Origin of the sequence: Micromonospora avicenniae, assembly GCF_900156065.1 — a bacterium.
Classification (GTDB): Bacteria; Actinomycetota; Actinomycetes; order Mycobacteriales; family Micromonosporaceae; genus Micromonospora; species Micromonospora avicenniae.
The window spans coordinates 62,392-89,076 of record NZ_FTNF01000009.1 but is presented as its reverse complement, the minus strand read 5'-3'; the positions used below and the strand labels follow the sequence as shown (position 1 = coordinate 89,076).

General features: G+C 71.0%; 24 protein-coding genes. 14 read left to right on the top strand and 10 right to left on the bottom strand.

The features are described 5' to 3' along the window. Nucleotides 1-16 precede the first annotated feature (16 nt). Nucleotides 17-2,362: a serine/threonine-protein kinase gene (locus BXA10_RS15810; RefSeq protein ID WP_076471133.1), complete on the bottom strand. Its 2,346-nt coding sequence runs from the start codon at nucleotides 2,360-2,362 to the stop codon at nucleotides 17-19. 93 nt (nucleotides 2,363-2,455) lie between these two features. Between BXA10_RS15810 and BXA10_RS15805 the strand changes: the two genes are divergently transcribed. Then, nucleotides 2,456-2,668: an acyl-CoA carboxylase subunit epsilon gene (locus tag BXA10_RS15805; protein WP_076471132.1), complete on the top strand. Its 213-nt coding sequence runs from the start codon at nucleotides 2,456-2,458 to the stop codon at nucleotides 2,666-2,668. A gap of 146 nt (nucleotides 2,669-2,814) precedes the next feature. Continuing rightward, on the top strand, nucleotides 2,815-3,285 hold the full coding sequence (locus BXA10_RS15800; RefSeq protein WP_076471131.1) for a hypothetical protein: 471 nt from the start codon (nucleotides 2,815-2,817) through the stop codon (nucleotides 3,283-3,285). A gap of 292 nt (nucleotides 3,286-3,577) precedes the next feature. On the opposite strand, the gene BXA10_RS32570 is transcribed toward BXA10_RS15800, so the two are convergent. Beyond that, entirely contained in the window at nucleotides 3,578-3,715 is a 138-nt protein-coding gene (locus BXA10_RS32570; RefSeq protein ID WP_175649220.1) for a hypothetical protein, read from the bottom strand. A gap of 921 nt (nucleotides 3,716-4,636) precedes the next feature. On the opposite strand from BXA10_RS32570, the gene mycP reads away from it, so the two are divergent. From mycP to BXA10_RS15780, 3 genes are all read left to right on the top strand, one after another. Next, complete coding sequence (mycP, locus tag BXA10_RS15790; protein WP_076471129.1) at nucleotides 4,637-5,812, top strand: type VII secretion-associated serine protease mycosin; 1,176 nt, start codon at nucleotides 4,637-4,639, stop codon at nucleotides 5,810-5,812. 232 nt (nucleotides 5,813-6,044) lie between these two features. Next, the gene (locus BXA10_RS15785) at nucleotides 6,045-6,701 is read left to right on the top strand and encodes a Maf family protein (RefSeq protein WP_076471128.1); all 657 of its coding nucleotides are present in this window, start codon (nucleotides 6,045-6,047) and stop codon (nucleotides 6,699-6,701) included. Between the two features lie 9 nt (nucleotides 6,702-6,710). Continuing rightward, nucleotides 6,711-7,364 (top strand): O-methyltransferase, encoded by a 654-nt coding sequence (locus BXA10_RS15780; RefSeq protein WP_076471127.1) that lies wholly within the window; start codon nucleotides 6,711-6,713, stop codon nucleotides 7,362-7,364. Nucleotides 7,365-7,585: 221 nt separating this feature from the next. On the opposite strand, the gene BXA10_RS15775 is transcribed toward BXA10_RS15780, so the two are convergent. From BXA10_RS15775 to BXA10_RS15765, 3 genes are all read right to left on the bottom strand, one after another. Continuing rightward, a complete protein-coding gene (locus BXA10_RS15775) occupies nucleotides 7,586-8,341 on the bottom strand; it encodes an ABC transporter permease (RefSeq protein ID WP_076471126.1) in 756 nt (251 codons plus the stop codon). Between the two features lie 17 nt (nucleotides 8,342-8,358). After that, nucleotides 8,359-9,318 (bottom strand): ATP-binding cassette domain-containing protein, encoded by a 960-nt coding sequence (locus BXA10_RS15770; protein WP_076471125.1) that lies wholly within the window; start codon nucleotides 9,316-9,318, stop codon nucleotides 8,359-8,361. 156 nt (nucleotides 9,319-9,474) lie between these two features. After that, entirely contained in the window at nucleotides 9,475-10,086 is a 612-nt protein-coding gene (locus tag BXA10_RS15765) for a PadR family transcriptional regulator (RefSeq protein ID WP_076471124.1), read from the bottom strand. 146 nt (nucleotides 10,087-10,232) lie between these two features. Between BXA10_RS15765 and BXA10_RS15760 the strand changes: the two genes are divergently transcribed. After that, complete coding sequence (locus BXA10_RS15760; protein ID WP_076471123.1) at nucleotides 10,233-11,987, top strand: acetyl/propionyl/methylcrotonyl-CoA carboxylase subunit alpha; 1,755 nt, start codon at nucleotides 10,233-10,235, stop codon at nucleotides 11,985-11,987. A 49-nt stretch (nucleotides 11,988-12,036) separates the two neighbouring features. On the opposite strand, the gene BXA10_RS15755 is transcribed toward BXA10_RS15760, so the two are convergent. Further along, nucleotides 12,037-12,933: a LysR family transcriptional regulator ArgP gene (locus BXA10_RS15755; RefSeq protein WP_076471266.1), complete on the bottom strand. Its 897-nt coding sequence runs from the start codon at nucleotides 12,931-12,933 to the stop codon at nucleotides 12,037-12,039. 69 nt (nucleotides 12,934-13,002) lie between these two features. Here BXA10_RS15755 and BXA10_RS15750 point away from each other — a divergent pair, with 69 nt between their 5' ends. Together BXA10_RS15750 and BXA10_RS15745 are read left to right on the top strand one after the other, a co-directional pair. Further along, on the top strand, nucleotides 13,003-13,599 hold the full coding sequence (locus BXA10_RS15750; protein ID WP_076471122.1) for a LysE/ArgO family amino acid transporter: 597 nt from the start codon (nucleotides 13,003-13,005) through the stop codon (nucleotides 13,597-13,599). Between the two features lie 153 nt (nucleotides 13,600-13,752). Next, nucleotides 13,753-15,192 carry a GuaB1 family IMP dehydrogenase-related protein gene (locus BXA10_RS15745; RefSeq protein ID WP_076471121.1) on the top strand — a complete coding sequence of 480 codons (1,440 nt, stop codon included), beginning with the start codon at nucleotides 13,753-13,755 and terminating at the stop codon, nucleotides 15,190-15,192. A 45-nt stretch (nucleotides 15,193-15,237) separates the two neighbouring features. Here BXA10_RS15745 and BXA10_RS15740 read toward each other — a convergent pair whose 3' ends face one another. Both BXA10_RS15740 and BXA10_RS15735 read right to left on the bottom strand, forming a co-directional pair. After that, nucleotides 15,238-16,368, bottom strand: a complete 1,131-nt coding sequence (locus tag BXA10_RS15740; RefSeq protein ID WP_245828269.1) for a glycoside hydrolase family 18 protein — start codon at nucleotides 16,366-16,368, stop codon at nucleotides 15,238-15,240. Between the two features lie 91 nt (nucleotides 16,369-16,459). Next, the gene (locus BXA10_RS15735; RefSeq protein ID WP_076471120.1) at nucleotides 16,460-17,023 is read right to left on the bottom strand and encodes a TetR/AcrR family transcriptional regulator; all 564 of its coding nucleotides are present in this window, start codon (nucleotides 17,021-17,023) and stop codon (nucleotides 16,460-16,462) included. 84 nt (nucleotides 17,024-17,107) lie between these two features. Between BXA10_RS15735 and BXA10_RS15730 the strand changes: the two genes are divergently transcribed. From BXA10_RS15730 to BXA10_RS15715, 4 genes are read left to right on the top strand one after another with little or no spacing between them, the layout of a single operon-like run. Then, nucleotides 17,108-17,554, top strand: coding sequence for a DoxX family protein (locus BXA10_RS15730; protein WP_076471119.1), 447 nt, complete (start codon nucleotides 17,108-17,110; stop codon nucleotides 17,552-17,554). Nucleotides 17,555-17,579: 25 nt separating this feature from the next. Then, nucleotides 17,580-18,065 carry a MarR family winged helix-turn-helix transcriptional regulator gene (locus BXA10_RS15725; protein ID WP_076471118.1) on the top strand — a complete coding sequence of 162 codons (486 nt, stop codon included), beginning with the start codon at nucleotides 17,580-17,582 and terminating at the stop codon, nucleotides 18,063-18,065. Further along, nucleotides 18,059-19,792, top strand: coding sequence for an ABC transporter ATP-binding protein (locus tag BXA10_RS15720; protein WP_076471117.1), 1,734 nt, complete (start codon nucleotides 18,059-18,061; stop codon nucleotides 19,790-19,792). Before BXA10_RS15725 ends, BXA10_RS15720 begins: the two co-directional genes overlap by 7 nt. After that, on the top strand, nucleotides 19,789-21,828 hold the full coding sequence (locus BXA10_RS15715; protein WP_076471116.1) for an ABC transporter ATP-binding protein: 2,040 nt from the start codon (nucleotides 19,789-19,791) through the stop codon (nucleotides 21,826-21,828). The genes BXA10_RS15720 and BXA10_RS15715 overlap by 4 nt, the downstream gene beginning before the upstream one ends. Before the next feature lie 155 nt (nucleotides 21,829-21,983). Here BXA10_RS15715 and thrS read toward each other — a convergent pair whose 3' ends face one another. Beyond that, nucleotides 21,984-23,198, bottom strand: a complete 1,215-nt coding sequence (gene thrS, locus BXA10_RS15710) for a threonine--tRNA ligase (protein ID WP_076471264.1) — start codon at nucleotides 23,196-23,198, stop codon at nucleotides 21,984-21,986. A 579-nt stretch (nucleotides 23,199-23,777) separates the two neighbouring features. On the opposite strand from thrS, the gene BXA10_RS15705 reads away from it, so the two are divergent. Both BXA10_RS15705 and BXA10_RS15700 read left to right on the top strand, forming a co-directional pair. Then, nucleotides 23,778-24,425, top strand: a complete 648-nt coding sequence (locus BXA10_RS15705) for a DedA family protein (protein ID WP_076471115.1) — start codon at nucleotides 23,778-23,780, stop codon at nucleotides 24,423-24,425. 104 nt (nucleotides 24,426-24,529) lie between these two features. After that, a complete protein-coding gene (locus tag BXA10_RS15700) occupies nucleotides 24,530-25,285 on the top strand; it encodes a DUF998 domain-containing protein (RefSeq protein ID WP_076471114.1) in 756 nt (251 codons plus the stop codon). On the opposite strand, the gene BXA10_RS15695 is transcribed toward BXA10_RS15700, so the two are convergent. Then, entirely contained in the window at nucleotides 25,263-26,666 is a 1,404-nt protein-coding gene (locus BXA10_RS15695; RefSeq protein WP_076471113.1) for an NAD(P)H-quinone dehydrogenase, read from the bottom strand. The genes BXA10_RS15700 and BXA10_RS15695 overlap by 23 nt on opposite strands. Between the last annotated feature and the right edge of the window lie 19 nt (nucleotides 26,667-26,685).

Below are 26,685 nucleotides of genomic sequence, written 5' to 3'. Positions count from 1 at the left end.
GCGCGGTTAGCCGCTGTCAGTCCTGCCGATCCGGCACGAACTCGCGGAAGATCATCTCGAAGTCGGGCAGGCTGGCGTTCCAGTCCTTCTGCGCGACCTCCCAGCGGAGGGCGAACCCTCGGTTGTGGGCGGTCACGAAACCCCTGTTCCGGACGTGGATCCGGGTGCCGTCACGCGTCTCCAGCCAGTCCCAGTCCGCGCAGGTCCGCCACCGGCAGTCGATGGTCCGGATGCCGCGGTTCTCGTAGTTGTTGACCAGCCGATGCCGAGCCGGCTCGATGTCCCGCCACGCCTCTGCCGCGTCCGATCCCGGAGTGTTGGTCCGGTCGATCGTCAGCTCCCCGACGCCGTTCGGGTCCGCGTACCGCACCCAGGTGCCGCCGGCGCTGCGCGTCCAACCCTTCGGGATCGGCAGGGAGAAGCCGACCGGGTCCTTGCGCAACGACCAACCCGCCGGGAGGCCGCTGCTCGGGGAGACACTGGCGCTCGGCGTCACGCTCGGCGCGGCGCTGGTCGGCGGCGGCGAGGCGGGCGCGGACGTCGGCGGTACGGAGGCCGACGCCGAACCGACGCTCGATCCGGCCGTCGGGGTGTCACCACCCTCAGGGTCGTCGCCGCTGGTCAGCAGCGGCACGACCACCGCGAGGCCGACCAGGAGCACGGCCACCAGCACGCCGACGAGCAGGTTGCGCCGCTTGGTTTCGGAGGTCGTGCCGTCGGTCACCGGGATCGGCGCCCGCCCGGCCGGGGCGGCCGGTGGGCCCACCGGCAGCACCGACGTCGGGGTGGCCGGCCGGCGCGGTGTGGAGGCAGGCCGCTCGTCTTGCCGACCAGCGGACGGCTTCGCCGCAGTCCGGTCGGCCGCCTTTCCAGAGGCACCAGCACTCTTGGTCGGCTCACCGCCCCCCGCAGGTGCCGGACGGTCCACCTTGGCGGTGAGGTCGGCATCACGGGCCGGCAGGTCGACCTTTGTCGTCGGTCCGTCGTCAGTGCCCGACCGGTCGACCTTCGTCGTCGGCCCGGCGTCAGTGCCCGACCGGTCGACCTTCGTCGTCGGCCCGGCGTCAGTGCCCGACCGGTCGACCTTCGTCGTCGGCCCGGCGTCAGTGCCCGACCGGTCGACCTTCGTCGTCGGCCCGGCGTCAGTGCCCGACCGGTCGACCTTCGTCGTCGGCCCGGCGTCCACGGCCGGAAGGTCCATCTTCGCGGTCGCGCCCGCGCTCGCGGTGGACACCGACCGGTCGGCCTTCGTCGCGGCGTCCGCGGCCGAACGGTCGACCTTCGCCGTGGGGTCCGCGTCCACGGTCGAACGGTCCACCTTCGCGGTGGGCGCGGCGTCGGCACCGGCCGACACCTTCGCTGCGGCACCGGCTGCGGGGCCCGCCATGGCGGAGGCCGACGGCGTACGCGGTGCCGGCGGGGTGACCGGCGGGTCCGCCGGTTCGGCGGGACGCGGGGCCGGCACCACGGTCGGCCGCGGCACCCGTGGACCATTCGGCCCCGGCCTGCGTACGCCATCGAGCAGTGAGATCCCCCGCGCACGCCGGCCGTTGGCCCGCTGCAGCATGCGTTCCGCCGTCTCGGCGGTGATCCGCTCTCTCGGGTCCTTGCGCAGCAGCCCCTGCAGCACCGGCTTGAGCGGGCCGGCGTTCTTCGGCGGCGGCAGCTGCTCGGTGGCCAGCGCCGCGAGGGTGGCGATCGCCGACGGCCGCGCGTACGGAGACTTGCCCTCGACCGCGGCGTAGAGGGTGGCACCCAGCGACCAGAGGTCGGCCTCCGGCCCTGCGGTGCCGTCGTGCGCCCGCTCCGGCGCGATGTACGCGGGCGAGCCGAGCACCATTCCGGTGCGGGTCACGTTCGGGTCACCCGGGATGGTGGCGAGGCCGAAGTCGGTCAGTACCACCCGTCCGTCGTTGCCGAGGAGCACGTTGCCCGGCTTGACGTCACGGTGCATCACCCCGGCTTTGTGGGCGGCCTTCAACGCGCCGAGCACACCGAGGCCGATCTCGATCGCGCGGGCCGGCGGCACCGGGCCGGACTCGGCGAGGGTGTCCTGCAACGACTTCGACGCGACGTACTCCATGACGATCCACGGATCGCCGTCGGTACGCAGCACGTCGAAGATGCGGACGACGTTGATGTGGTTGAGCCGGGCGATGGCTCGCGCCTCCCGCAGCGAACGTTCCCGCATCTCACGGCGCTCGTCGTCGGTGAGGCTGGGCGGCGGAACAAGTTCCTTGATGGCCACGTCGCGGTGCAGCACCTCGTCGCGCGCCTTCCACACCCGACCCATGCCGCCCTGACCGAGCGGCGAAATCAGCCGGTATCGGTCAGCGACGAGTCGGGGAAGCGCGTTCGACATCGCAGAGACGGTACCCGGCCATGCTGACAGCCACACCGGCGGCACGCCACACTGAGGTGAAGCTGGAGTTCCTCGACGCGTACCCTGGCGTCCATGTCTGCCGAAGAGCCGCTGTTCCGGGTCGTCCGCGGGGTTCCGACCGCCGAGGAACTGGCCGCGCTGGTGGGCGCGGTCGTCGCCCGGTCGCGGCCGGCGGCCGTCGCCGCTCCGGTCGCAGCGTCCACCTGGGCACGCAGCGGTCGGCCGGCCGGCACGGGACCGGCCACCGGCGCCGGCGCCTGGCGCACCTCCGGCCTGCCCCGCTGACCCGGCGCGCTCCGCGCCACCGTTCCTTCACCGCAATCGTTCCGTCGCCCCGCATCGAGCCCACTCGCCATCGTGGGGCTGCCAAGGTCGCCTCCACCCGTTAACCTCACTCAGGGAAACGGAGCCGTCACGGCATGGGAGGGTCGATGATCCCTGAGGAGGACCGCCCCGAAGCCTGGCTGAGGGGCTACGGGGCCATCGACGCCGACATCCAGCAGCTGAGAGAGTTCGCCGACCGGCTCGCGGCCGAGGTCGAACGCAACTACGCGCCGCACCTGTCCTACATCGCCCAGGACGTGACGGCACCGCTGCCCAACCCCTGCGACGCATTCATCGAGCTGGTGCACTTCCTGCAGGCCCACCACGAGACGCAGCAGGCCAGCGTCGACATGGTCTGGGGCGTGTGCGGGGCCACCGGCCACCTCGCCGCCGCCGCGGGCACCGTCGCCGACCGGTACGCAGGCACCGACGCCCTCTCCGCAGCCCGGGTGGCCGACGTCGAGAACGCGCTCGCCGATCCGCGCGCGGTGCTGCCCGCCGGTCCGCCATCCGTGCTGCTCAGCGACCCGACCGGCCCGGAGACCGGCCTGGAGACCGGGCCGGTGGTGCGCCCATGATCGAGCGGGGCGGCGGCCGTACGTCCGGCCTCACCGACTGGCACCGGATGGACGTGAACAGCATGTGGGCCTGCCTGCAGGACCACGACACCACCAACCACTGGAAGCAGGTCGCCGGCTGGCGCAAGATCTGCGACCTGGCGCAGACCCACCTGAGCCGGCTCCAGGAGTACCGGCGAGGACTCGCCGAGGCGTGGCCTCCGGCCACCAGCGCTGCCGCCCACGCGTACCTCGCCCGACTCGACGAGCTGATCGACAAGGTCCGCCGCACCCACGACGCCGCCGCCACCAACTACACCACGCTCGCCGCCGCCACCCAGGCCATCAGCGGCACCCGGGCCAGATTGCAGAAAATCCACGAGGAGTACGCGGGCAAACTCCAGCAGAAGCAGGCGTACGAGGCGACAGCCGCCGACCCGAAGGCAGTCATGGGCAGCCGCCTACCGGATCGGCCAGTCACCGACGCCGACCTGGAGCAACTGAACGTACGAGCCCGCGGCATCATGTACGGCCTCAGCACCGAACTCCAACAAGCCCAAGCGGCACTGCGCCAACCACCATCAGCGCCGAAAGTCGGCCGGCAGCCCGAGGACCCGGACGTTTACGGATTTGGGCCGACACCCGTGATCCCAGCTATCGTGACGGCGCCGATGGCAACTAACCGCTCGACTCTTCGTAAACCGGCAGCGGAACGAGGCGGAGCAACTATTCACCCCTGGGGCTCACAATCTCCGGAGGCAGTTGGACCAATCTTAGGCGGAGTTGCCGGAAGCCCCGGGTTGCCAACAGGTGCCTCCACTCCATCCGGACTTCCGTCTACCACACCATCACCTACTCAATTCGAACTAGGCACGTCAGCACCCCCTCCCGCTAGGCCAAACGTTACGCCGGAACCGCCAGAGACATCAGCAAGGAAGCCTGGAATACCCAGGCCAGGAAATCAACTACTCCCAGACGGGTCGCTTCCATCGCAAAAACGGCCGCTGCCACACGGAGGCCTAATCGGTGGAATCCCTGGGATGGCGGTTGGTCAGCCCGCCGCGAGGACCAATCAATCATCTCGAGTCAGCCCTATCGGCGGTGTTATCGGTGGAGGAGGGGCCGGCACCGCCCCGACGGGCAGCGCAGGCTCACGTCCAGGCGGGAGCCGTGGTAGCTATTGCCCTCCACCCATTGACAAGTCGCCTCGTGGAGCGCCCGGACGATCCCACCATGAAGACGCCCGCGACCAACTCCGCCGATGGGACCCGGACCATCCGTGGCAGCTGGATCATGGAGTCGCCCCGGTGCTGCGGCCTCCAGATGAGGATGGACCCATCGACCCCGGCCCAGCCATTGGATTCATACGTTAATGCAGTCCAATTTTCCGATCGGCCTCGCCGCGATCGCGATTACCGCGACTCTCGCACCACCACCTCTGACGGAATCTGGGTTAGCCACTAAATTTGACGAGGCACGCAGGATCAGGAATGACCAATGGCACCTGCGCTATCTCCGTATCACCCAAGCCCACGAGTTCAATCAAGGCAAGGGCGTCATTGTCGCGGTCCCGGACACAGGCGTCGACCCACATCCCGACCTCCGCGATAACGTTCTTCACGGTACCGACATTATTGGCGGCGGCAGCGGAGAGGGGCGACAGGATAAAGACAGCCACGGCACTTCAATGGCTGGCCTTATAGCTGCTCATGGGAGATCCGAGAGCATCGGCGCGCTCGGAATAGCACCAAAGGCAAAGGTCCTACCCATCTTCGATAGCCCTCCCAACAGCGAGGGCAACCCGGATGATCTAGCATCGAGCATCGAGTTCGCACTGATGAAGGGCGCTGATGTCATCAGCATCTCCGCTGTGGCCGGTGCGAGCCCTCGCCTTCAACGGGCGCTTTCAGCTGCTCGCGCGGCTGATGTGGTCGTGGTCGCGGCGGCGGGAAATAGGCCGTCGGACGCGGGAGTCCGGTATCCGGCAACAGAGGAAGGCGTCGTCGCCGTAGGAGGCATCGACCGACTAGGGCAGCATGCCGCGGTTTCAGTCACCGGGTCACAGATTGATGTCGTCGCGCCGGCAGTAGACATCTACAGCACCAGCTACGACGGGAAATACTCAAAGGGGACTGGAACATCGGGTGCTACCGCGATCGTGGCCGGGGCGGTCGCTTTGATTCGGTCGAAGTACCCGTATCTGCCGGCGCGGGAGGTCGTGCATCGGTTGACCGCCACCGCCATCGACAAGGGCCCGCCCGGGCGGGACGACGAGTACGGCTACGGCGTGATCGACATCGTCGCGGCGTTGACTGCTGACGTACCGCCGCTTGGGTTCGAATCGCCGACGCCGAGCGCACCGGCCGGCGGTGGCCCGAGCACGACGGCGGCCGCTGCACCTCCCGACGACAGTCTCGGTAGCGACAGCGCGGCGACCGTCCGCGGGCTTGCCACGCTCGGTGTGATCGTGGCCGCCGGCGTGACGTGGGCGGTGATCGTGCGTCGACGGCGGCGCGGCGATGACCCGCCACCGCGGATCAGCCGCTGACGAGCCACGATGCGCGGTTTGTGGCAATCGCACCGAGGCGCGTGGCCTGGTGGCGGTTGGTCAACTCGCCTTCCTTGAAGTCGGGGTGTCCCAGGCGCGGCGATACCCCGACTTCAATGAGAGCGAGTTGATCTTGCCTTGCGTGACGCCAGGCCACGACAGGGCCGGCCGGGCGGGGCATGCGGGGTGCCGCACGGCCCATCGCTGACGTTGAGCCGGTAACGTCGACGAGGTGCGTGATCAGCTGCCGCTCCGCCTCGTGCTCGCATCTGCGAGTCCCGCCCGCCGAAAGATCCTGCAAGCCGCCGGCATCGAGCCGGATGTGCTGGTCAGCGGCGTCGACGAATCCCTGGTGGTCACGGACCGGGCCGACGAGCTCTGCCTGGAGCTGGCCCGGTTGAAGGCGCAGGCGGTGCTCACCCGGCTGCGTCCGGCCACCGACGAGCGCACTTTGGTGATCGGCTGCGACTCGGTGCTCGAGTTCGACGGCGAGATCCTCGGCAAGCCCGCTGATTCTGCGGACGCCGGGCGGCGCTGGCGGCGGATGCGTGGACGCAGCGGTGTCCTGCACAGTGGCCACTGCCTCATCGACGTCACGGCGGCGCGCCGCGCCGAGGCGGTCGCCTCGACGGTGGTCCACTTCGCGGACATCAGCGACGAGGAGATCGACACGTACGTGGCCACCGGTGAGCCGCTGGCCGTGGCGGGGGCCTTCACGATCGACGGCTTGGGCGGCCCGTTCGTGCAACGTATCGAGGGTGACCCGAGCACGGTCATCGGGCTGTCGCTGCCCCTGCTCCGCAAGCTTCTCGCCGACCTTGGCCTGCGGATCACCGACCTGTGGACGAAGGTCGCGCCGGGCGGCCAATCGGTCGAGCCGCTCGGTTAGCGTGCCACCATGACCACCAAGTCGATCCCGCTGACGGACGAGCTGCACGCGTATCTCGTCGGGCACGGCTCGCCGCCCGACGAGATCATCCGTGACCTCGCCGAGGAGACCCGCGCCGTGCTGCCGGACCAGGCGACCATGCAGGTCGCGCCGGAACAGGCGGCGTTCCTGACCTTCCTCACCCGGCTGATGGGGGCGCGGCAGGCGGTGGAGGTGGGCACGTTCACCGGTCTCTCCGCGCTGGCCATCGCTCGAGGGCTGGTCGAGGGCGGGCGACTCACCTGCTTCGACATCTCAGAGGAGTACACCGGGATCGCCCGGCGCTACTGGGCGCGGGCCGAGGTGGACGACCGGATCGACCTGCGTATCGGCCCGGCCGGGGACACCCTGCGCGAGCTGCCACACGAGCGGCACCTCGACTTCGCGTTCATCGACGCGGACAAGACGGGTTACCCGATCTACTGGGCGGAGCTCGTGCCCCGGATGCGCCCGGGCGGCGTCATCGCCGTCGACAACGTGCTGCGCGGCGGCAGGGTGATCGCCCCGCAGGACGAAGGCGACCGGGCGATCGCCGCCTTCAACGACGAGGTGCTCGCCGACGTCCGGGTCGATGCGGTGATGCTGCCGATCGCGGACGGACTCACGCTGGCCCGGGCGCGCTGACCGCACCACCAACGGCCGAGCCGACGGACTCACGCTGGCGCGGGTCCACTGACCGCGCCACCAATGGCCGAACCCCGCGGCCTGATCGACTCCAGTTCATTGATGTCGGGGTGTCGGACAGTGTCCGACACCCCGACATCAATGAAGCCGTGTGGATCAAGCGAGCCGCGGACCCCGAGCGGCCGCGAGCCGCGAGCCACCAGCCACGGACCGGCCAGATTTCAGCGGACGGTACGGGCGAACTGCCGGGCCGCCCAGTAGACGCCGAGCACGGCGAGCACGGCCACGATGCTCAACCCCTGCCAGACCTTGTCGTTGCCCAGGTCACCGGCGAAGAGCGCACGGGTCCCGTCGACGGCCCAGGAGAACGGGTTCCAGTCGGCGATGCCCTGCAACCAGCCGGGCGCGAACTGCAGCGGCAGCAGGATGCCGGAGAGCAGCAGCACCGGCTGAGCCACGGTGTTCATCAGTGGGGCCAGGGCATCCTCGCTCTTGACCTTGAGCGCGACGCCGTACGAGACGGCCGAGGTCATCAGCGCGATGAGGGCGAGCATCAGGTAGGCGAGCAGCAGGTCACCCAGGACGACACGCAGGTCGAACGCGAGGGCGAGCAGCGTGATGATGATCGCCTGCACGATCAGCGATACGACGTCCCGCAGCGAGCGGCCGAGCAGCAGGGCGAGCCGGCTGACCGGGGTGACCCGGGACCGTTCGATCACGCCGGCGCGCAGCTCGGCGATCAGACCGAAGCCCTGGAACAGGCCGCCGAAGATGGCCAGCAGCACCAGCAGACCGGGCACGAAGATCTTGTAGGCCGCGGCCTGGGTCGGCGCGTTGAGCGCCGGCTTGAGCAGCGGAGCGAAGAGCAGGAGGTACATCACCGGCTGGAAGACGCCGACGAAGACCCAGACCGGGTTACGGATGAGCAGCTGGAACTGCCGTTGGAAGATGAGCCAGGTGTCGCGGGCGAGCTTCATGATCAATCTCCTGCTGGTCAGGACTCGCGCAGCGAGCGGCCGGTCTTGGTGAGGAAGACGTCGTCGAGGCTGGGGCGGTGCAGCTCGATCGAGGAGAGCGCGACACCGACCTGGTCCAGCCGGCGGAGGATCTGCGGGATCGCCGTCGCGCCCTCCTCGACGTACAACCGCAGGCCGCCGTCGTCGACGGTCTCCAACTTCCGGACGTACGCCTCGCCGTCGAGCGCCTTCGCGGCCTGCGGCGTGGCGACGACGTCGAGGCCGACCTGAACCACGTCGCCGGAGATCTCACGCTTGAGGTCGGCCGGAGTCCCCTCGGCGACCACCTGGCCGTGATCCATGATGGCGATCCGGTCGCAGAGCGCGTCGGCCTCGTCCAGGTAGTGGGTGGTGATGAAGACCGTCATCCCATCGGTACGCAGCCGGCGGATCTCGTCCCACATGTGCGCGCGGCTCTGCGGGTCGAGACCGGTGGTCGGCTCGTCCAGGAAGACGATCTTCGGCTCGTGGATGATGCCGAGGGCGATCTCCACCCGCCGCCGCTGGCCGCCGGAGTAGGTCTTGCACTTGCGGTCGGCGAACTCGGCGAGCTGGAAGGCGTCGAGGGCGCGCACCGCGCGCTGGTGCGCCTCGGCTTTGCCGATCCCGTACAGCCGGGCCTGGAGCACCAGCTCTTCGCGGGCGGTGGATTCGTCCCAGGTGCTGCCACCCTGGGCCACGTAACCGATCCGGCGGCGCACCTCGCCCGGCGTCTTACGCAGGTCGGCGCCCGCGATGATCGCCTCCCCGTCGTCCGGCTCGATGAGCGTGGCGAGCATCCGCAGCGTGGTCGTCTTGCCCGCGCCGTTGGGGCCGAGGAATCCGAAGATCTCTCCCTCGGTGACGGTCAGGTCGACGCCCCGGACCGCTTCGACGGTCTTCGTCTCCCGCCCGGCGCGGGAGCGGAAGGACTTGCGTAATCCCCTGGTCTCGATCAATGCGTGCTCCTGGTCGTCCGGGCCGGTACGGCCGGTCGGCGGGGAAGGCAGCGCGTTCGGCCGCCGCCCGGGCCGCTGGTGGGCAGCGCGGGACGGCGTGCTTCCCCGTACGTCGCGAAGAGGCTAACGCGATATAGCTTTTCTGGTCAACGTTGATTATTCAGATTGGGACGGATGCCTGGGCAGGCGCTGCTCCCACCCGGACCAACCTTCCGCCCGTTCAAGTCCAGCAGGCAGGTACGACACACCGGAGTCGATACGTTCCGCGATGCGATCGCACCAGGCCGCCTCGGCTTCCGCCCGCCCCGTCCAGAGCTCGAACATCCACCCCACGTGGACCGGCTTGGTGTCGCGCAGCCAGTCCGACTCCAACGAGGTCCGCATCCACGCCATGCCGGCCCGCAGCAGGTTCGCCCGGTTACGCAGGGCGGCCGCCGCCTCGTCGCGCGGCAGCGCCGGCAGGAACGAGAAGGCCGCCGCGAACGGATCCGCCGGCTCGTTCAACTGCCACCAGAGCCCACGCAGCAGCGACTCGAACTCCTCCTGCCCCTTCTCGGTGATCTCGTACGTCGTACGGGCCGGACGGCCGCCGACCTGCTCGGTCGCGACCGTCCGCAGCAGCCCCTCCTCGGTCAGCTTGCGCAGTGCGTGGTAGATCGAGCCGGGCTGCACGTTCGCCCACTTGTCGGCGCTCCAGCTGAGCAGCTCGCGTCGCACGTCGTAGCCGTGCACGGGCTGCATCCACCGGACCAGACCGAGAATCATCATTCGCGTGGCAGACACGGAAGAAGCGTATTAGGCAAAGTTGACTAAGGCGCGATGTGACCGCGCCCCAACCCGCACTGAGCGATCGTTAGGGCCACTTCGGTGGCCTATACACTCCCGGGCAACGACCTCCCGGGAGGAGCCCCACGGTGCGTAAGGTACTCATCGCCAACCGCGGCGAGATCGCCGTTCGCGTCATTCGCGCCTGCCGCGACGCCGGTCTGGAGAGCGTCGCCGTCTACGCCGACTCCGACCGGGACGCGCTGCACGCGACGCTCGCCGACCAGGCGTACGCCCTGGGCGGCGACACCGCGGCGGACAGCTACCTGCGCATCGACAAGCTGATCGACGTCGCGGCCAGGTCCGGGGCCGACGCCGTGCACCCGGGCTACGGGTTCCTCTCCGAGAACGCCGACTTCGCCCAGGCCGTCATCGACGCGGGGCTGACCTGGATCGGCCCGACCCCCCAGGCGATCCGCGACCTCGGCGACAAGGTGACCGCCCGGCACATCGCCCAGCGCGCCGGCGCGCCGCTGGTCCCCGGCACCCCGGACCCGGTCGCCAGCGCCGACGAGGTGATGGCGTTCGCCGTCGACCACGGGCTGCCGGTCGCCATCAAGGCCGCCTTCGGCGGTGGCGGGCGCGGCCTCAAGGTCGCCCGCACCATGGAGGAGATCCCGCAGCTGTTCGAGTCGGCCACCCGCGAGGCGGTCGCCGCGTTCGGCCGCGGTGAGTGCTTCGTCGAGCGCTACCTGGACAAGCCGCGCCACGTCGAGGCGCAGGTCCTGGCCGACCAGCACGGCAACGTGATCGTGGTGGGCACCCGGGACTGCTCACTCCAGCGGCGACACCAGAAGCTGGTCGAGGAGGCGCCCGCGCCGTTCCTCACCGACGCCCAGCGCGCGCAGATCCACGAGAGCGCCAAGGCGATCTGCCGCGAGGCCGGCTACCACGGTGCCGGCACCGTCGAGTACCTGGTCGGCGGCGACGGCACCATCTCCTTCCTGGAGGTGAACACCCGGCTCCAGGTCGAGCACCCGGTCACCGAGGAGACCGCCGGCATCGACCTCGTCCGCGAGCAGTTCCGCATCGCGGACGGGGAGAAGCTGCGCTTCGCCGGGGACCCGACCCCTCGTGGGCACGCCATCGAGTTCCGGATCAACGGCGAGGATCCCGGCCGCAACTTCCTGCCCGCCCCGGGTGCCATCACCGCGCTGCGGCTGCCGACCGGCCCCGGCGTACGGGTGGACGCCGGCATCTCGGCCGGCGACGTGATCGGTGGCAACTTCGACTCGCTGCTGGCCAAGGTGATCATCGTCGGGGAGACCCGGACCGAGGCGTTGGAGCGGGCCCGCCGGGCGCTCGACGAGATGGTTGCCGAGGGCATGGCGACGGCCCTGCCGTTCCATCGCCTGGTGGTCCGGGACCCGGCCTTCACCTCGGAGCCGTTCACCGTGCACACCCGGTGGATCGAGACCGAGTTCGACAACACGGTCCCGCCGTTCACCGCGACTCCCGGCCCCGCCGCCGAGCCGGCCGAACGGGAGACCGTCGTGGTCGAGGTGGGCGGCAAGCGGCTGGAGGTCACCCTGCCGGCCGGTCTCGGTGCGGGCACGAGCACGGCCGCGCCGGCCGCCCGCAAGCCGGCCCGCCGGGGCGGTGGTGCCGCCAAGACCGGCGCCACGGTCAGCGGCGACGCGCTCACCTCCCCCATGCAGGGCACCATCGTCAAGGTCGCCGTGGCGGACGGGGACACCGTCGCCGAGGGTGATCTGATCGTGGTGCTGGAGGCGATGAAGATGGAGCAGCCGCTGCACGCGCACAAGGCTGGCACGATCAGTGGCCTGACCGCGGACGTCGGCGCGGTGATCACCGCGGGCGCCGCGATCTGCACCATCTCCTGACCTCTCCCGGCGGGGCCCGCCCAGGTGAAGGGGCCCCGTCCGGGTCTTGTCAGCGGAGGGTGTCGGCGGCCACCGCGCGTACGGCGGCGGTGAGGGCGTTCAGCGCCGCCGACTCCAGCCGCCAGTGCTGCCAGTACAGCGGCACGTCCACCTGCCGGCCCGGGGTGATGTCGACGCACGCCCCGGACGCCAGGTCGTCCTCGGCGATCTGCTCGGGCACCAGACCCCAGCCGAGCCCGTGCCGGATGGTTTCGCTGAACGCCGGCACCGACGGCACGTAGTGCACGGGCGGGTCGAGCGTCTGTCCGGTCAACGTGCGGATGAAGCGGTGCTGCAACCGGTCCTTCCGATCGAAGACGACCGCCGGCGCGGCGGCCAGCGCCGCCGGGGTCATCCCCTCGGCGAAGTGCGTCGCGGCCATCGCCGGGGCGGCCAGCGCCCGGTAGCGCATGGCACCGAGCCGACGTACCCGGCAGCCCTGGACCGCCTCGCGCTGCGCGGTCACCGCCGCCGTCACCACCCCGTCGCGGAGCAGTTCGGCGGTGTGGTCCTGATCCTCCTGCCGGATGTCGAGGGAGAGCTCCAGCCCTTCGGGCAGCCGGGCCAACGCGGCGGGGAACCAGGTGGCGAGCGAGTCCGCGTTCACCACCACGGCCAGCCGGGTCCGCGTACCGGCGCCGGTGAGCGGGCCGCGGGCGTCGGCCAGCGCCTCCCGCTCCAGGAGTACGAGTTGACCAGCGAGACGCAGCAGTGGCGCGCCCGCCTCGGTGGCCACGCAGGGGCGGGCCCGCCGGACGAGCACCTGCCCGACCGCCTCCTCCAGGGCCTTGACCCGCTGACTCACGGCCGACGGGGTGACGTGCAGCAGCCGGGCCGCCGCCTCGAAGCTGCCCTCCGAGACCACGGCGGCGAGGGTACGCAGCTGGACGAAGTCGAGCCCTTCCATCAGCACAGCTTAACTAGCCTCAAAATCTTTAGTTCGACTCATGCAATGCGCTCACCTACGGTCGGTGACGTGCTCAGCTCCGCCGCCGCCGGCTTCTCCGTCTCCATCGCCCTGATCGTCGCCATCGGGGCGCAGAACGCCTTCGTCCTGCGTCAGGGCCTGCGCCGGGAGCACGTCGTACCCGTCGTCCTCACCTGCGCCGCCTCGGACGCGCTGCTGATCGGGGCGGGCATCGCGGGAGTCGGCACGCTGGTGACCGGCCGGCCCGTCCTGCTCACCACGATCCGCTGGGGCGGCGCCGCGTTCCTGCTCTGCTACGCGGCGCTCGCCGCCCGCCGCGCCCTGCGGCCCGGCGCGCTGGTGCCCACCGACCGGCCGCCGGCCACCCTGGGCGCCACCCTGCTGGCCTGCATCGCCTTCACCTACCTGAACCCGCACGTCTACCTCGACACCGTGCTCCTCCTCGGCGGAATCGCCCAGCAGCACCCACACCGCTGGCTCTTCGGCGTCGGCGCCACCCTGGCCAGCGCGGTCTGGTTCACCGCGCTCGGCGGGGCAGCGCACCGGCTCGCCCCGCTGCTGGCGCGTAGGGCCGCCTGGCGGGTCCTGGACGGCGTGATCGCCACGCTGATGGCCGGGCTCGCGCTGGCCCTGCTGCTCGGCTAGCTCCCGACCACCGCCCCGTGATCAAGAGCTTTGCGTCAGGTCCGTGACCAGTTCTGACCGAAACCTCTTGATCAACGGGGTCCGGGCGGGGGGTGGGGGTGTTTTCCGCTACCAGTGGCGGCGGTAATGGTGCTCGCCAGCCATGATTGCCGGGTGCGGTTCCTTCATGGCGCGGTCCCCGCGCACGACCTGACCTACAACGACGTCTTCATGGCGCCGTCCCGCTCCGACCTGGGCTCCCGCCTCGACGTCGACCTCGCCAGCTCCGACGGCACCGGCACCACGATTCCCCTCGTGGTGTCGAACATGACAGCGGTCGCCGGCCGGCGGATGGCCGAGACGGTGGCCCGGCGTGGCGCGGTCGCGGTCATCCCCCAGGACATCCCGATCGACGTGGTGGCGAACGTCGTGTCCTGGGTCAAGCAGCGCCACCTGGTCTACGACACCCCGATCACCCTCGGCCCGACGGACACCGTCGGCGACGCCATCCACCTGCTGCCCAAGCGCGCGCACGGCGCGGTGGTCGTGGTGGACGGGACCGGCCGGCCGCTGGGCGTGGTCACCGAGGCGGACACCGTGGGCGTGGACCGCTTCGCCCAGTTGCGCCATGTGATGTCCACCGAGCTGCACACCATCCCCGCGGACGCGGATCCGCGTACCGGGTTCGACCTGCTCTCCGCCGGTCGCCGCCGGCTCGCCCCGGTGGTCGACGCGCAGGGTCGGCTGGTCGGCGTGCTCACCCGCAAGGGGGCACTGCGGGCGACCCTCTACCGGCCTGCGCTGGACGAGCAGGGGCGGCTGCGAATCGCGGCGGCGATCGGCATCAACGGCGACGTGACCGGTAAGGCCGCCGCGCTGCTCGAGGCCGGGGTGGACACCCTGGTGGTGGACACCGCGCACGGCCACCAGGAGCGGATGATCTCAGCGCTGCGGGCGGTGCGCAGGCTCGACCCGGCCGTCCCGGTGGCGGCCGGCAACGTGGTCACCGCCGAGGGCGTACGGGACCTGGTCGAGGCGGGCGCCGACATCGTCAAGGTCGGCGTGGGGCCGGGCGCGATGTGCACCACCCGGATGATGACCGGGGTGGGGCGGCCGCAGTTCTCGGCCGTACTCGACTGCGCGGCGGCGGCCCGGGCGCTCGGGCGGCACGTGTGGGCCGACGGCGGCGTCCGGCACCCGCGGGACGTGGCGCTCGCGCTCGCCGCCGGAGCGTCGAACGTCATGATCGGCTCCTGGTTCGCCGGCACGTACGAGTCGCCCGGCGACCTCTACACCGACCCGGACGGCCGGCGCTACAAGGAGAGCTTCGGCATGGCCTCGGCCCGGGCGGTCAGCGCGCGCACCGCCGAGGACAGCCCGTACGACCGAGCCCGGAAGGCGGTCTTCGAGGAGGGCATCTCCTCGGCGCGGATGCATCTCGACCCGACCCGCCCAGGCGTCGAGGACCTGATCGACGAGATCATCGCGGGTGTGCGGAGCTCCTTCACCTACGCCGGGGCCCGGAACCTGTCCGAGTTCCACGAGCGGGCGGTGGTGGGTGTGCAGAGCGCGGCCGGCTACACCGAGGGGATGCCACTGCCGGCCAGCTGGTGACCCGGGCTCGCGCGAGTCCGCTGGCCGGCCTCGCGAGACGGCCGGTCAGCCCTGCCGCAGCGGCGGCATCGGCACCGGGACGTCCAGCGCGGTCGCGCCGGCGCCGACCCCACCGGCGCAGGTGTACGGAGGAACGGTGCCGATGCCACGGGTGGAGGGGCGTTCGGCGGCCCAGAACATGAAGCCGAGCATGCCGGCCGTCGTGCCCGCGCCGTTGGGGGCGACCGTCTGGACGTACGGGGCGGTCGCTCGTTGCACTGAGGTGGCGTAGTCGACGCACTCGGGCAGCGCCCTGCCCCCGTAGGCGATGTAGATGCCGCCGGTGAACTTGGCGGGCGCTAGCGGCGGCACCGACGGGCTGAACTGCGGCTTGCCGTCGACGTGCTCCTGCCAGTTGTCCTGGGAGGCGTCGGCCGAGGCGGGCCGGGCGGAGACCATGGCGTTGGCGTAGTCCAGCACCGGTCGGTCCGTCCGCAGCCAGTCGGCGGTGGCCTTCCGGTTCAACGCGATCAGCCAGCGGTCACCGGCCGCGACGTCGATGGTGAGCCGAGCCTCCGGCCGGACGCCGGTGGCGTCGTACGGGTGCACCGCCCGGTACGCGTCGATGAAGGCCTGGAGCCCGGCGAGGTTCGGGTCGGTGTTCTGCTCGTAGTCGATCTCGATGCCGACCCCGAGCCGGCTGGCGACCGCTGCGGCGCGCTGACCGAAGAGCATCGGGTTCTCGGCGAGCGCGGCGTCCCAGTCGTCGGTGTAGGTGATGCCGCCGATGGAGAGCATCACCCGGACGCCCCGCGAGGTGAAGTAGTTGACGATCTCGGGGGTCATGCCCCGGGGAACGCCGTCGAGCGTGGCCTGGTCCGTGGTCTGGCGCAGCAGCGCCAGCGGGTTGACGAAGCTCAGTACGACCAGGTTGACCGAAGGGCGACCGTCGCCGCGGTCGACGAGCCAGCGGTTCTGGCTGTCGAACTCGGCGAGGCCACGGACCGTACCCCAGGTGCAGTAGTCGTTGCCGCAGTGCCAGGCGCCGTAGACCTGCACGGGGCTCGCTCCCGCGCTCACGGTGGCGGCGCGGGCTCCCGGGCGCGTTCCGGCGGGGGCCGGTGCCGCGGTCGCCGCCCCCGGCACGGCCGTGGCGAGCAGGAGCAGCACGGTCAGGAGGACCAGAGATCGTCGCATCGGGCCACCTCCGCGGACGCGCCATCAGTGCACCTTGTTTACAGCCGGATCACGACGTGCGTCAATATGTAGCGCTGGACGCCTTCCGCGCCTACTCGAAGAGGCGGCGGATGACGACCCGGGCGGCCTCGCGCGGGTCGTCGCCGACGCGGGGCGGCAGCGCGCCGGCGAGCCAGAGGGTGGCGAAGCCGTGCACGATCGACCAGGCGGCGAGGGCGTCCCGCCCGGGGTCGCCCGCGCCACCGTCGCGCGCCGGTAGGCCGGCCACCCGGTCGCGCAGCACGCCGCCGGCCCGGTCGCTGGCGGCCCGCACCTCCGGGTCGTGCGCTCGGTAGAGGTCCGGCCGGAACATCACCTCGAAGTGCGCGCGGTGCCGGACCGCGAAGTCCACGTACGCGACGCCGGCAGCGAGCAGGTCGTCGCCCGCGTCGCGCAGGGTCCCGGCGAGCAGGTCGAACCCCTGCACGGCGAGCGCGGTGAGCAGGCCGGCCTTGTCGCCGAAGTGATGCGCGGGTGCGGCGTGCGAAACTCCGGCCCGCCGGGCGAGGTCTCGCAGGCTGAGAGCGGCGGGACCGGATTCACCGATCGCCTCCACCGCGGCGTCGAGCAGGGCACGGCGCAGATCGCCGTGATGGTAGCCACGCGTCTGGGTCATGCCGCGATCCTATCTTGCCATTGACAAGATGGCACTCGGGGCGCAATCTTGTCGATGACAAGTTTCGCAGTCGAGGAGGACGTCATGGCTCCGCTGATCACCCTGATCGCCGGTTTCGCACTGGCCCGGATCGCCGGGCTGGCCGGCTTCGACCCCCTGGACGGCACGACCGACGCACTCCGGGTCGGACTGGCCGCCATGTTCGCGCTCACCGGGCTCGCGCACTTCACCGAGCCCCGCAGATCCGGCCTGGTCGCCATGGTCCCGTCACGCCTGCCCCGGCCGGCCCTCCTGGTCAGCGTGACCGGCGTGCTCGAACTGGCCGGCGCGGCGGCCCTGCTCATTCCGGCCACGGCCCGCTGGGCAGCGGCCGGACTGGGACTGCTGATGCTCGCGATGTTCCCGGCCAACGTCTCGGCGGCACGACGCCGGCTCAACCTGGGCGGACGACCGGTCACGCCACTGGGACCCCGTACGGCGCTGCAGATCGCCTTCATCGCCACCGCAGCGGTAATTTCGTTTGGTACCTGACCATCAGGTAGCTAACCTGTTGGTCGTGGATCTCGTCACCCTCAACGACGTACCGATGGGCCGCCTCCTGGCCCTGGCCGGTCACGTGGTCACCCAGCGGTGGAACCGCTTCCTCGCGGAGAAGTTCAACCTCACCCAGGCCGGGATGGTCGCCCTCATGACGCTCGACAAGCACGGCCCCCTGCCGCACCGCGAGGTGGCCGAACGCTGTTTCGTGCGGCCGGCCACGCTGACCGGGATCGTCGACACCCTCGAACGTGACGGGCTGGTCGAACGGCAGCGCAACGACAGCGACCGGCGCAGCGTACGGCTCGCCATCACTCCCGCCGGCCACGAACGGTTGGCGGGGTTGAGCGTCCTGATCCGGTCCGGGCGGCCGCTCACCTCGGTCGACGCCGACCCCGAGAAGGCGGCGGTGATCCGCGAGTTCCTGCTGGAGGTCATCGGTAGTGGAGAGGAACCTGGCATGACCGTGCCCGCAGACGGGACGGAAGGTCGGAAAAAGTGCTGATCCGACTGCTCCGTAACCATTTACGCCCGTACTCGAAGCCGCTGGCCGCCGTCGTGCTGCTCCAGTTCGTCGGCACCATGGCCTCGCTCTACCTGCCGAGCCTCAACGCCGACATCATCGACCTGGGCGTGGCTCGCGGCGACACCGGCTACATCATGCGAACCGGAGCCTGGATGCTCGCGGTGAGCCTGGTCCAGATCGTCTGCTCGATCGCCGCGGTGTACTTCGGAGCGCGTACCGCGATGAGCTTCGGCCGGGACACGCGGGCCGCGATCTTCCGGCACGTCAACCGGTTCTCCGCCCGCGAGGTCGCCCGGTTCGGCGCACCGTCGCTCATCACGCGCAACACCAACGACGTGCAGCAGGTGCAGATGCTCGTGCTGCTCAGCTGCACCATGCTCGTGGCCGCCCCGATCATGTGCGTCGGCGGCGTGGTGATGGCACTGCGGGAGGACCTCGGGCTCTCCTGGCTGATGCTCGTCTCGGTACCCGTCCTCGCCGTCGCGTTGTCACTGGTCATCCGGCGGATGGTGCCGGGGTTCCGGCTCATGCAGACCCGCATCGACACGGTCAACCGCGTCCTGCGCGAGCAGATCACCGGCATCCGGGTGGTCCGCGCCTTCGTACGCGAGCCGTACGAGACGGAGCGCTTCGGCGTGGCCAGCGCGGACCTGAGCGCCACGGCGCTCCGGGTCGGGCGGCTGCTGGCGCTGATCTTCCCGGTGGTGATGCTGGTGCTCAACGTCTCCAGCGTCGCGGTGCTCTGGTTCGGCGCGCAGCGGGTCGACTCGGGGGCCATCCAGATCGGCGCGCTCACCGCCTTCCTCCAGTACCTCATGCAGATCCTGATGTCCGTCATGATGGCCACCTTCATGCTGATGATGGTGCCGCGCGCGGCGGTCTGCGCCGAGCGCATCGTCGAGGTGCTCGACACCGACACCTCCGTGGCACCGCCCGCGACCCCGGTCGTCGAGGTGCCGGGACGGGCCGAGTTGGAGCTACGCGACGTGCGGTTCCAGTACCCGGGCGCGGCCGAGCCGGTGCTGCGGGACATCTCGTTCCGGGTGACGCCCGGCACCACCACGGCGATCATCGGCAGCACCGGTGCGGGCAAGACCACCCTGCTGTCGCTGATTCCGCGGCTGGTCGACGTCACCGACGGCGCCGTACTGGTGGACGGGACGGACGTACGCGATCTGGCACCCGACGAGCTGTGGCGCCGCATCGGCCTGGTGCCCCAGCGGCCGTACCTCTTCACCGGCACGATCGCGAGCAACCTGCGCTACGGCAATCCGGACGCCACGGACGAGGATCTCTGGGCGGCGCTGGAGATCGCGCAGGCCGCCGACTTCGTGGCGCAGATGCCCAGCGGGCTGGACGCACCCATCGCGCAGGGCGGCACAAACGTCTCCGGCGGCCAGCGGCAACGACTGGCGATCGCCCGGGCCCTGGTCCGGAAACCGGAGATCTACCTCTTCGACGACTCGTTCTCCGCGCTCGACCTGGGCACCGACGCGCGGTTGCGGGCGGCACTGCGACCGGTCACCGCAGACGCCGCCGTGGTGATCGTGGCTCAGCGGGTCTCCACGATCGTCGACGCCGACCAGATCATCGTGCTCGAGAACGGGGGGATCGTCGGAATGGGACGACACGAGGAGCTGCTGGAGAGCAGCCCGACGTACGCCGAGATCGTCGCCTCGCAGCAGACCGCGGAGGTGCCGGCGTGAGCGAGCGCACGGTACCGGCGCAGAAGCCGCCCGCCGGGTCGACACCGCGGCGGATGCCGGGCGGCCGCGGGCCGGGCTTCGGGGCCGGGATGCCCGCCGAGCGGTCGATGAACTTCGGGCCGTCGGCGCGGCGGCTGCTCGGCCGGCTCCGGCCGCATCGGCTCCAGCTCAGCGGGATCATCGCGCTGGCGGTGGTGAGCGTCGGGCTCAGCGTCGCCGGGCCGAAGATCCTCGGGCACGCCACCGACCTGATCTTCACTGGGGTGGTCGGCCGGAAACTCCCGGCGGGCAGCAGCGTCGATCAGGCCGTCGCGGCGGCCCGCGCGAGCGGCAACAACGCCTTCGCCGACATGCTCGCCCGGATGCATCCAGTGCCCGGGGCGGGCATCGACTTCAGTGCGCTGGGACGGATCCTGCTGCTGGCGCTCGGGCTCTACCTCGCCGCGGCGCTGCTGTCGTTCTGGCAGGGCTGGCTGCTGAACGGCGTGGTGCAGCGGACGGTGCTGAAGCTGCGTTCCGACGTGGAGGACAAGCTCAACCGCCTGCCGCTGCCCTACTTCGACAAGCAGCCGCGGGGCGAACTGCTCAGCCGGGTGACAAACGACATCGACAACATCTCGCAGAGCCTCCAGCAGACGCTGAGCCAGCTACTCACGTCGCTGCTCACGGTGATCGGCGTACTCGGGGCGATGTTCTGGATCTCGCCGCTGCTGGCGCTGGTGGCGCTGGTCGCCGTGCCGCTGTCGGTGCTGGTCACTCAGCGCATCGCGAAGCGGTCGCAGAAGCAGTTCATCGCCCAGTGGGCGCACACCGGCGAGCTGAACGGCCGGATCGAGGAGGCCTTCACCGGCCACGAACTGGTCAAGGTCTTCGGGCGGCAGCGCGAGGTCGAAGCCGCGTTCACCGAGAAGAACGAGCAACTGTTCAAGGCGAGCTTCGGGGCCCAGTTCATCTCCGGGATCATCATGCCGTCGATGATGTTCATCGGGAACCTGAGCTACGTGGCGATCGCCGTGGTCGGCGGCCTGCGGGTCGCCCACGGGTCGATGAGCCTCGGCGACGTGCAGGCGTTCATCCAGTACTCCCGGCAGTTCACCCAGCCGCTCACCCAGGTGGCCTCGATGGCCAACCTGCTCCAGTCCGGTGTCGCCTCGGCGGAGCGGGTGTTCGCCGTACTCGATGCCGACGAGCAGAGCCCCGACCCGGTCGAGCCGGCCCTTGTCGCCCAGCCGCGGGGCCGGGTCGAGTTCGAGCACGTGTCGTTCCGCTACGAGCCGGACAAGCCGCTGATCAACGACCTGTCGCTGGTCGCCGAGCCCGGTCACACCGTGGCGATCGTCGGACCGACCGGCGCCGGCAAGACGACGCTCGTCAATCTGATCATGCGGTTCTACGAGTTGGACGCCGGCCGGATCACCCTGGACGGGGTGGACACCAGCACCATGCGCCGCGACGACCTGCGTGGCCGGATCGGGATGGTGCTTCAGGACACGTGGCTCTTCGGCGGCACCATCCGCGACAACATCGCGTACGGCCGGCCGGACGCGACCGAGGAGGAGATCCTCGCCGCCGCCCGGGCCACCTTCGTGGACCGGTTCGTCCGCAGCCTGCCCGACGGCTACGACACGGTCATCGACGAGGAGGGCAGCAACGTCAGCGCCGGCGAGAAGCAGCTCATCACGATCGCCCGGGCGGCCCTCGCCGAGCCGTCGCTGCTGATTCTCGACGAGGCGACCAGCTCGGTCGACACGCGCACCGAGGTGCTGCTGCAGCGGGCGATGGCCGCGCTGCGTTCGGACCGGACCAGCTTCGTGATCGCGCACCGGCTCTCCACCATCCGGGACGCCGACCTGATCCTGATGATGGAGAACGGCCGGATCGTCGAGCAAGGCACGCACGAGCAGCTGCTCGCCGCGCGCGGGGCGTACCAGCGGCTCTACCTGTCGCAGTTCAGCCAGGCGCTCACGGAAGAGGACGAGCCCACCGACGGCGCCGCCCGGACACCGGCTGCGGCACAGGGGGCGCTGTCGGGGTGACCCGGCCGGCCACGGGCGCGCGCGACGCCCACGCCGGACGGCAGCACGAATTCCGCCCACCGGCCCGGCCGGCCGGTAGCACGGACACCACCCGTGCACCGGCCGGCTCGGGCGGCGCGCGGGCGAGTACCGGCCCGCGCCCACCCGTGCCCGGGTCAGTCGGGCAGCAGCTGCGCGGACCGGGTGGCCACCACACCGTTTACCAGGTCGAGCGCGGCCGCCACGGGCAACGGATCGAGTCCACGCCCGTCGCGCAGCCGCAGGGACACCCGCCCGTCCGCCGCCTCCCGGGCACCGATCACCGCGGCGTACGGGATGCGACGCCGGGTCACGTCCCGGATCCGGGCGCCCAGCGAGCCGGCGGCGTCCACCTCGACCCGCAGCCCGGACTCCTCGGCCCGGCGGGCGAGGTCGGCCGCGGCGCCGGCCTGGTCGGCGTCCACCGGGAGCACCACCAGCTGAACCGGCGCGTACCAGGCGGGGAAGGCGCCCTGATGCACCTCGATGAGGTAGGCGAACAGCCGCTCCATGCTGCCGACCAGGCTCCGGTGCACCATCACCGGCCGTCGCCGTGCCCCGTCCCGGTCGGTGTACGCCAGGTCGAAGCGTTCCGGCTTGTCGAAGTCGAGTTGCACGGTGGCGAGGGTCGACTCCCGGCCACGGGCGTCGACGATCTGGACGTCGATCTTCGGACCGTAGAAGGCCGCGTCCCCGGGTGCGACCGCGTACTCGACCCCGGTCAGGGCGTCGCGCAGCAGTTCCTCGGCGCGGGCCCACTGCGCGTCGTCGCCGACGTACCGCTGACCCGGCCCGCGCAGCGACAACCGGAACCCGGCCGGGCGTCCGCCGAGCGCGGCGTGTGCCTCGCGGATCAGCCGGAGGATCTCGGCGACCTCGTCCCCCACCTGCTCCAGCGCGCAGAAGTTGTGCGCGTCGTTGAGCGAGATGGCCCGTACCCGGGAGAGGCCGCCGAGCACCCCGGAGCGCTCCGCGCGGTACATCCCACCCAACTCGGCGATGCGCAGCGGCAGCTCACGGTAGGAGCGGCCGCGCGCGCCGAACACCAGGGCGTGGTGCGGGCAGAGCGCCGGCCGCAACACGAACTCGTCGTCGTCGGAGAGCCGCATCGGCGGGAACATGTCGTCGGCGAAGTAGCCGAGGTGCCCGGAGAGTTCGAAGAGCTCCCGCTTTCCCAGCGGTGGCGAGTAGACGTGCCGGTAGCCGGCCAGGCGCTCCAACTCCCGGACGTACTCCTCGACCGCGTGCCGGGCGGCGGCTCCGGCCGGCAGCCAGATGGGCAGGCCGGCGCCGGCCAGCGGATCGGAGACGAACAGCTCCAACTCTCGGCCGAGCCTGCGGTGGTCGATCATGTCGCTCTCCCTGATCGGGTACGACCCGGAGGCGATCTCGTCACCGAACGCCGCGCGGCCCCCGGGAGCGATCACCCCGGGGCCTCGTGGACGGAAACGTCAGTACGGCACGCCGGGATCTTCCGGCGTCGTGGTCCGTTCCGCACTGCGCATGCCCGAGACCGTACGCGCCACCCGCGAGCGAACGCACGCCATTTCCACCCCCTGCGCCCGCCCACCTCAGGATCGGCGCTCTTTCCCGGAAAGCGTGGCCTTCGCGCGCCGGGTGGCCACTTTTTCCGGGAAAGAGGCCACTGCTGAGGGGTGAAGAGGGGCGGGCCGCCGGCACGGGACCTGCCGGCGGCCCGATGCGGCCCGAGCGTCGAGAACGGGGGACCCGACGGTCGTATGGCCGCGCCCGACAACGGTACGCCGACGAAGGCCGATCCGCCGACCGTGACCGGGAGCGATGGACCGTCGTTGTACTGGGGTGGCCCTGCCGTGTCCATGGTCACCACCGGTCGGGTCCGTCCGTGGTGACGCCGGACACGTCGTCAGTCTCGGTACATCAAATCGGCCGCATATGGCGAGGTGGCGGGCGTGCCCGAACTACTCACTGACGTCACGTCACCGGCGTGGGCGTACCTCGCGCTGCTCGCTCTGCTGCTGCTGGACGCCTTCGTCCCGGTCATCCCCACCCAGGCCATCATGATCACCGGAGGGGCGCTCACCGTCTACGGCGGGCTGGACCTGCCCCTCACGATCGCCGCCGGAGCGGCCGGCGTCCTGGCCGGTGACCTCATCTGTTACCTGCTGGGCCGGAGCGCACCCGACCGGCGGGTACGCCGACATACCAGGCAGAGCCGCGCCCAGCGGGCCGCCGCGCGGTTCACCCAGGGCCTACGCCGTCCGGGGCCGCTGGTGATCCTGCTCTGCCGGTTCGTGCCCGGCGGCCGGATGGCGGCCTGCTTCTCGGCCGGCCGCAGCCGCTACCCGTACCGGCTCTTCCTGATCTACGAGACGATCGCCGCGCTGGGCTGGGCCACCTACGGGGCGCTGGTCGGGCACCTCGGCGGGACGGCGCTCGCCTCCTCCACCTGGCGTCTCGCGGTGGTCGCGGTCGTGGCGGCAACCGGTTTCGCCGCCGCCGGCTGGCTGATGACGGTCGTGAACGCCCGCCGCAACGCCGGCCTGCCGGTCGACTCGCCGGGCCCCTCTTCGGGTGCCCACGTCGCTGCCCGCCGGTAATGCAGGCATCAGGTCCTCGGCACGGCTCCTAGGGGTGGTCCCGGGGATCGAATTCGGTGGCACGCCCCGATCCGTTTCGGGTGGTGCCGGCGACAGGCTGAGGCATGCCTGGAACGCGGAGATCGGGCCTGCTGGCTCTCGGCGGTATCGCACTGGCGGCGCTGCTCGCCGTAATCGGACATCTTGAGGTGAACGAGGACCTGTCCCCCTGGTCATTGACCGTCAGCGACTTCGCCGTCTCCGACCGGGGCGGCGTCATCGACACCGCGATGGTGCTGCTGGCGGCGGCCACCGCGGTGCTCCTGCCCGCGCTGCGCCGCACCCCTGCCGCGACGACCGACGGCCACCAGGCTGCCCGGACCCGCCGAGCCCTCCGCCGGCGGCGGATCGGGTGGGCGGAGGGTCTGATGGCCGCCTGGGCGGCCGGCCTGCTGCTGGCCGCGGTCGTACCGACGAACGATCCCGGTACGCCGATGGGTGCCGCCGCCTACGTGCACCGGTACGCCTCGGTGGTCGCCTTCCTGGCGTTGCCGGCGGGCGGATGGCTGCTGGCGAACCGACTGCCCGCGACTGCGGCCCGCTGGACGCGCCGGTTCGTGATCGCCAGCGCGGTCCTCGCCGTGGCCATGGTCTGGTCGGCGTTCCCGGGTGACCGCGTGCTCATCGGGCTGGTGGAGCGCCTGCTGATCCTGGCCGAGGTCGCCGTGCTCACCATCTTCGCCCTGGTGGTCACGGGCTCGCCGGACGGCGGAGATCAGGCGGTCGTGGCGCCTCGGCGGAGGGCCACGACCGCACGGCCGCGTACGCCGGCCGGGGTACGGCCGGCAGAAGCGGCAGTCACTCCAGTTCGTGGAGCATGAGCTGGCGGGCCGACTCGGTGATCGATCCGGAGAGGCTCGGGTAGATGGTGATCGTCTGGGCCAGCTCGTTGACGGTGAGGTTGTTCTCCACCGCCATGGTGATCGGCAGGATCAGCTCGCTCGCCTTGGGCGCCACCACCACACCGCCGATCACCTGCCCGCTGGCCGGTCGGCAGAAGAGCTTCACGAAGCCGTCCGCCAGGTCGTCCATCTTGGCCCGGGCGTTGCCCGCCAGCGGCAGCATCACCTGCCGGGCCGGGACCGTGCCGGCGTCCACCTCGTTCTGCGAGACGCCCACGGTGGCCAGCTCGGGCGAGGTGAAGGCGTTCGCGGCGACGGTCCGCAGCCGCAGCGGGCGGACCGCCTCGCCGAGCGCGTGCCACATCGCGATCCGGCCCTGCATGGCCGCGACGCTGGCCAGCGCGAGCACGCCGGTGCAGTCGCCGGCGGCGTAGATGCCGGGCACGTTGGTCCGGGACACCCGGTCGACTCTCACGTAGCCGCCCCGGCCCAGCTCGACGCCGTACTCGGCGAGGCCGAGGTCGGCGGTGTTGGGGATCGAGCCGACCGTGATCAGCGCGTGCGAGCCGTACACCTTGCGACCGTCGGAGAGCTCGACCTCGACGCCGGTGTCGGTGCGACGGACCGCGTCGGCGCGGGAGTTGTTCAGGATGCTCATGCCCCGGGCGCGGAAGACCCGCTCGATCGCCTGCGCCGCGTCGGCGTCCTCCTGCGGCATGACCCGGTCCCGGCTGGACACCAGGGTGACCTCGACGCCCATCCCGAGGTACGCGCTGGCGAACTCGGCGCCGGTCACACCGGAGCCGACCACGATCAGGTGCTCGGGCAGCTCGGGCAGGTCGTACACCTGCCGCCAGGTGAGGATCCGCTCGCCGTCCGGGAGGGCCGTCGGCAGTTGGCGCGGGGTGGCGCCGGTCGCGATCAGGACCGTGGTGGCGTCGATCGTGTAGTCGGCGGCGCCGTCGGCGGGGCTGACCACCACGCGGTGCGTGTGACCGAGCATGTCCTCCCCCAGGCGGGCGGTGCCGGCCACGAAGGTGACGCCGGCCTTGAGCAGCTTGGCGTGAACGTCGGCCGACTGGGCGAGCGCGAGCCGCTTCACCCGCTGGTGCACTGCCGTCGCGTCGACGGTGACCGCCTCCAGCCCGTCCGAGTGCACCCCGAACTCCTCGGTGTCCCGGTAGCCGGTCACCACCTCGGAACTCGCGATGAAGGTCTTCGACGGTACGCAGTCGGACAGCACACAGGCCCCGCCGGCGCCCTCGGCCTCCACCACGGTGACGTCGGCGTCCAGCTGTGCGGCGACCAGCGCCGCCTCGTAGCCGGCCGGCCCGCCCCCGATGATCACGATCCGGCTCACCGCACTCGCCCCTCGTCGA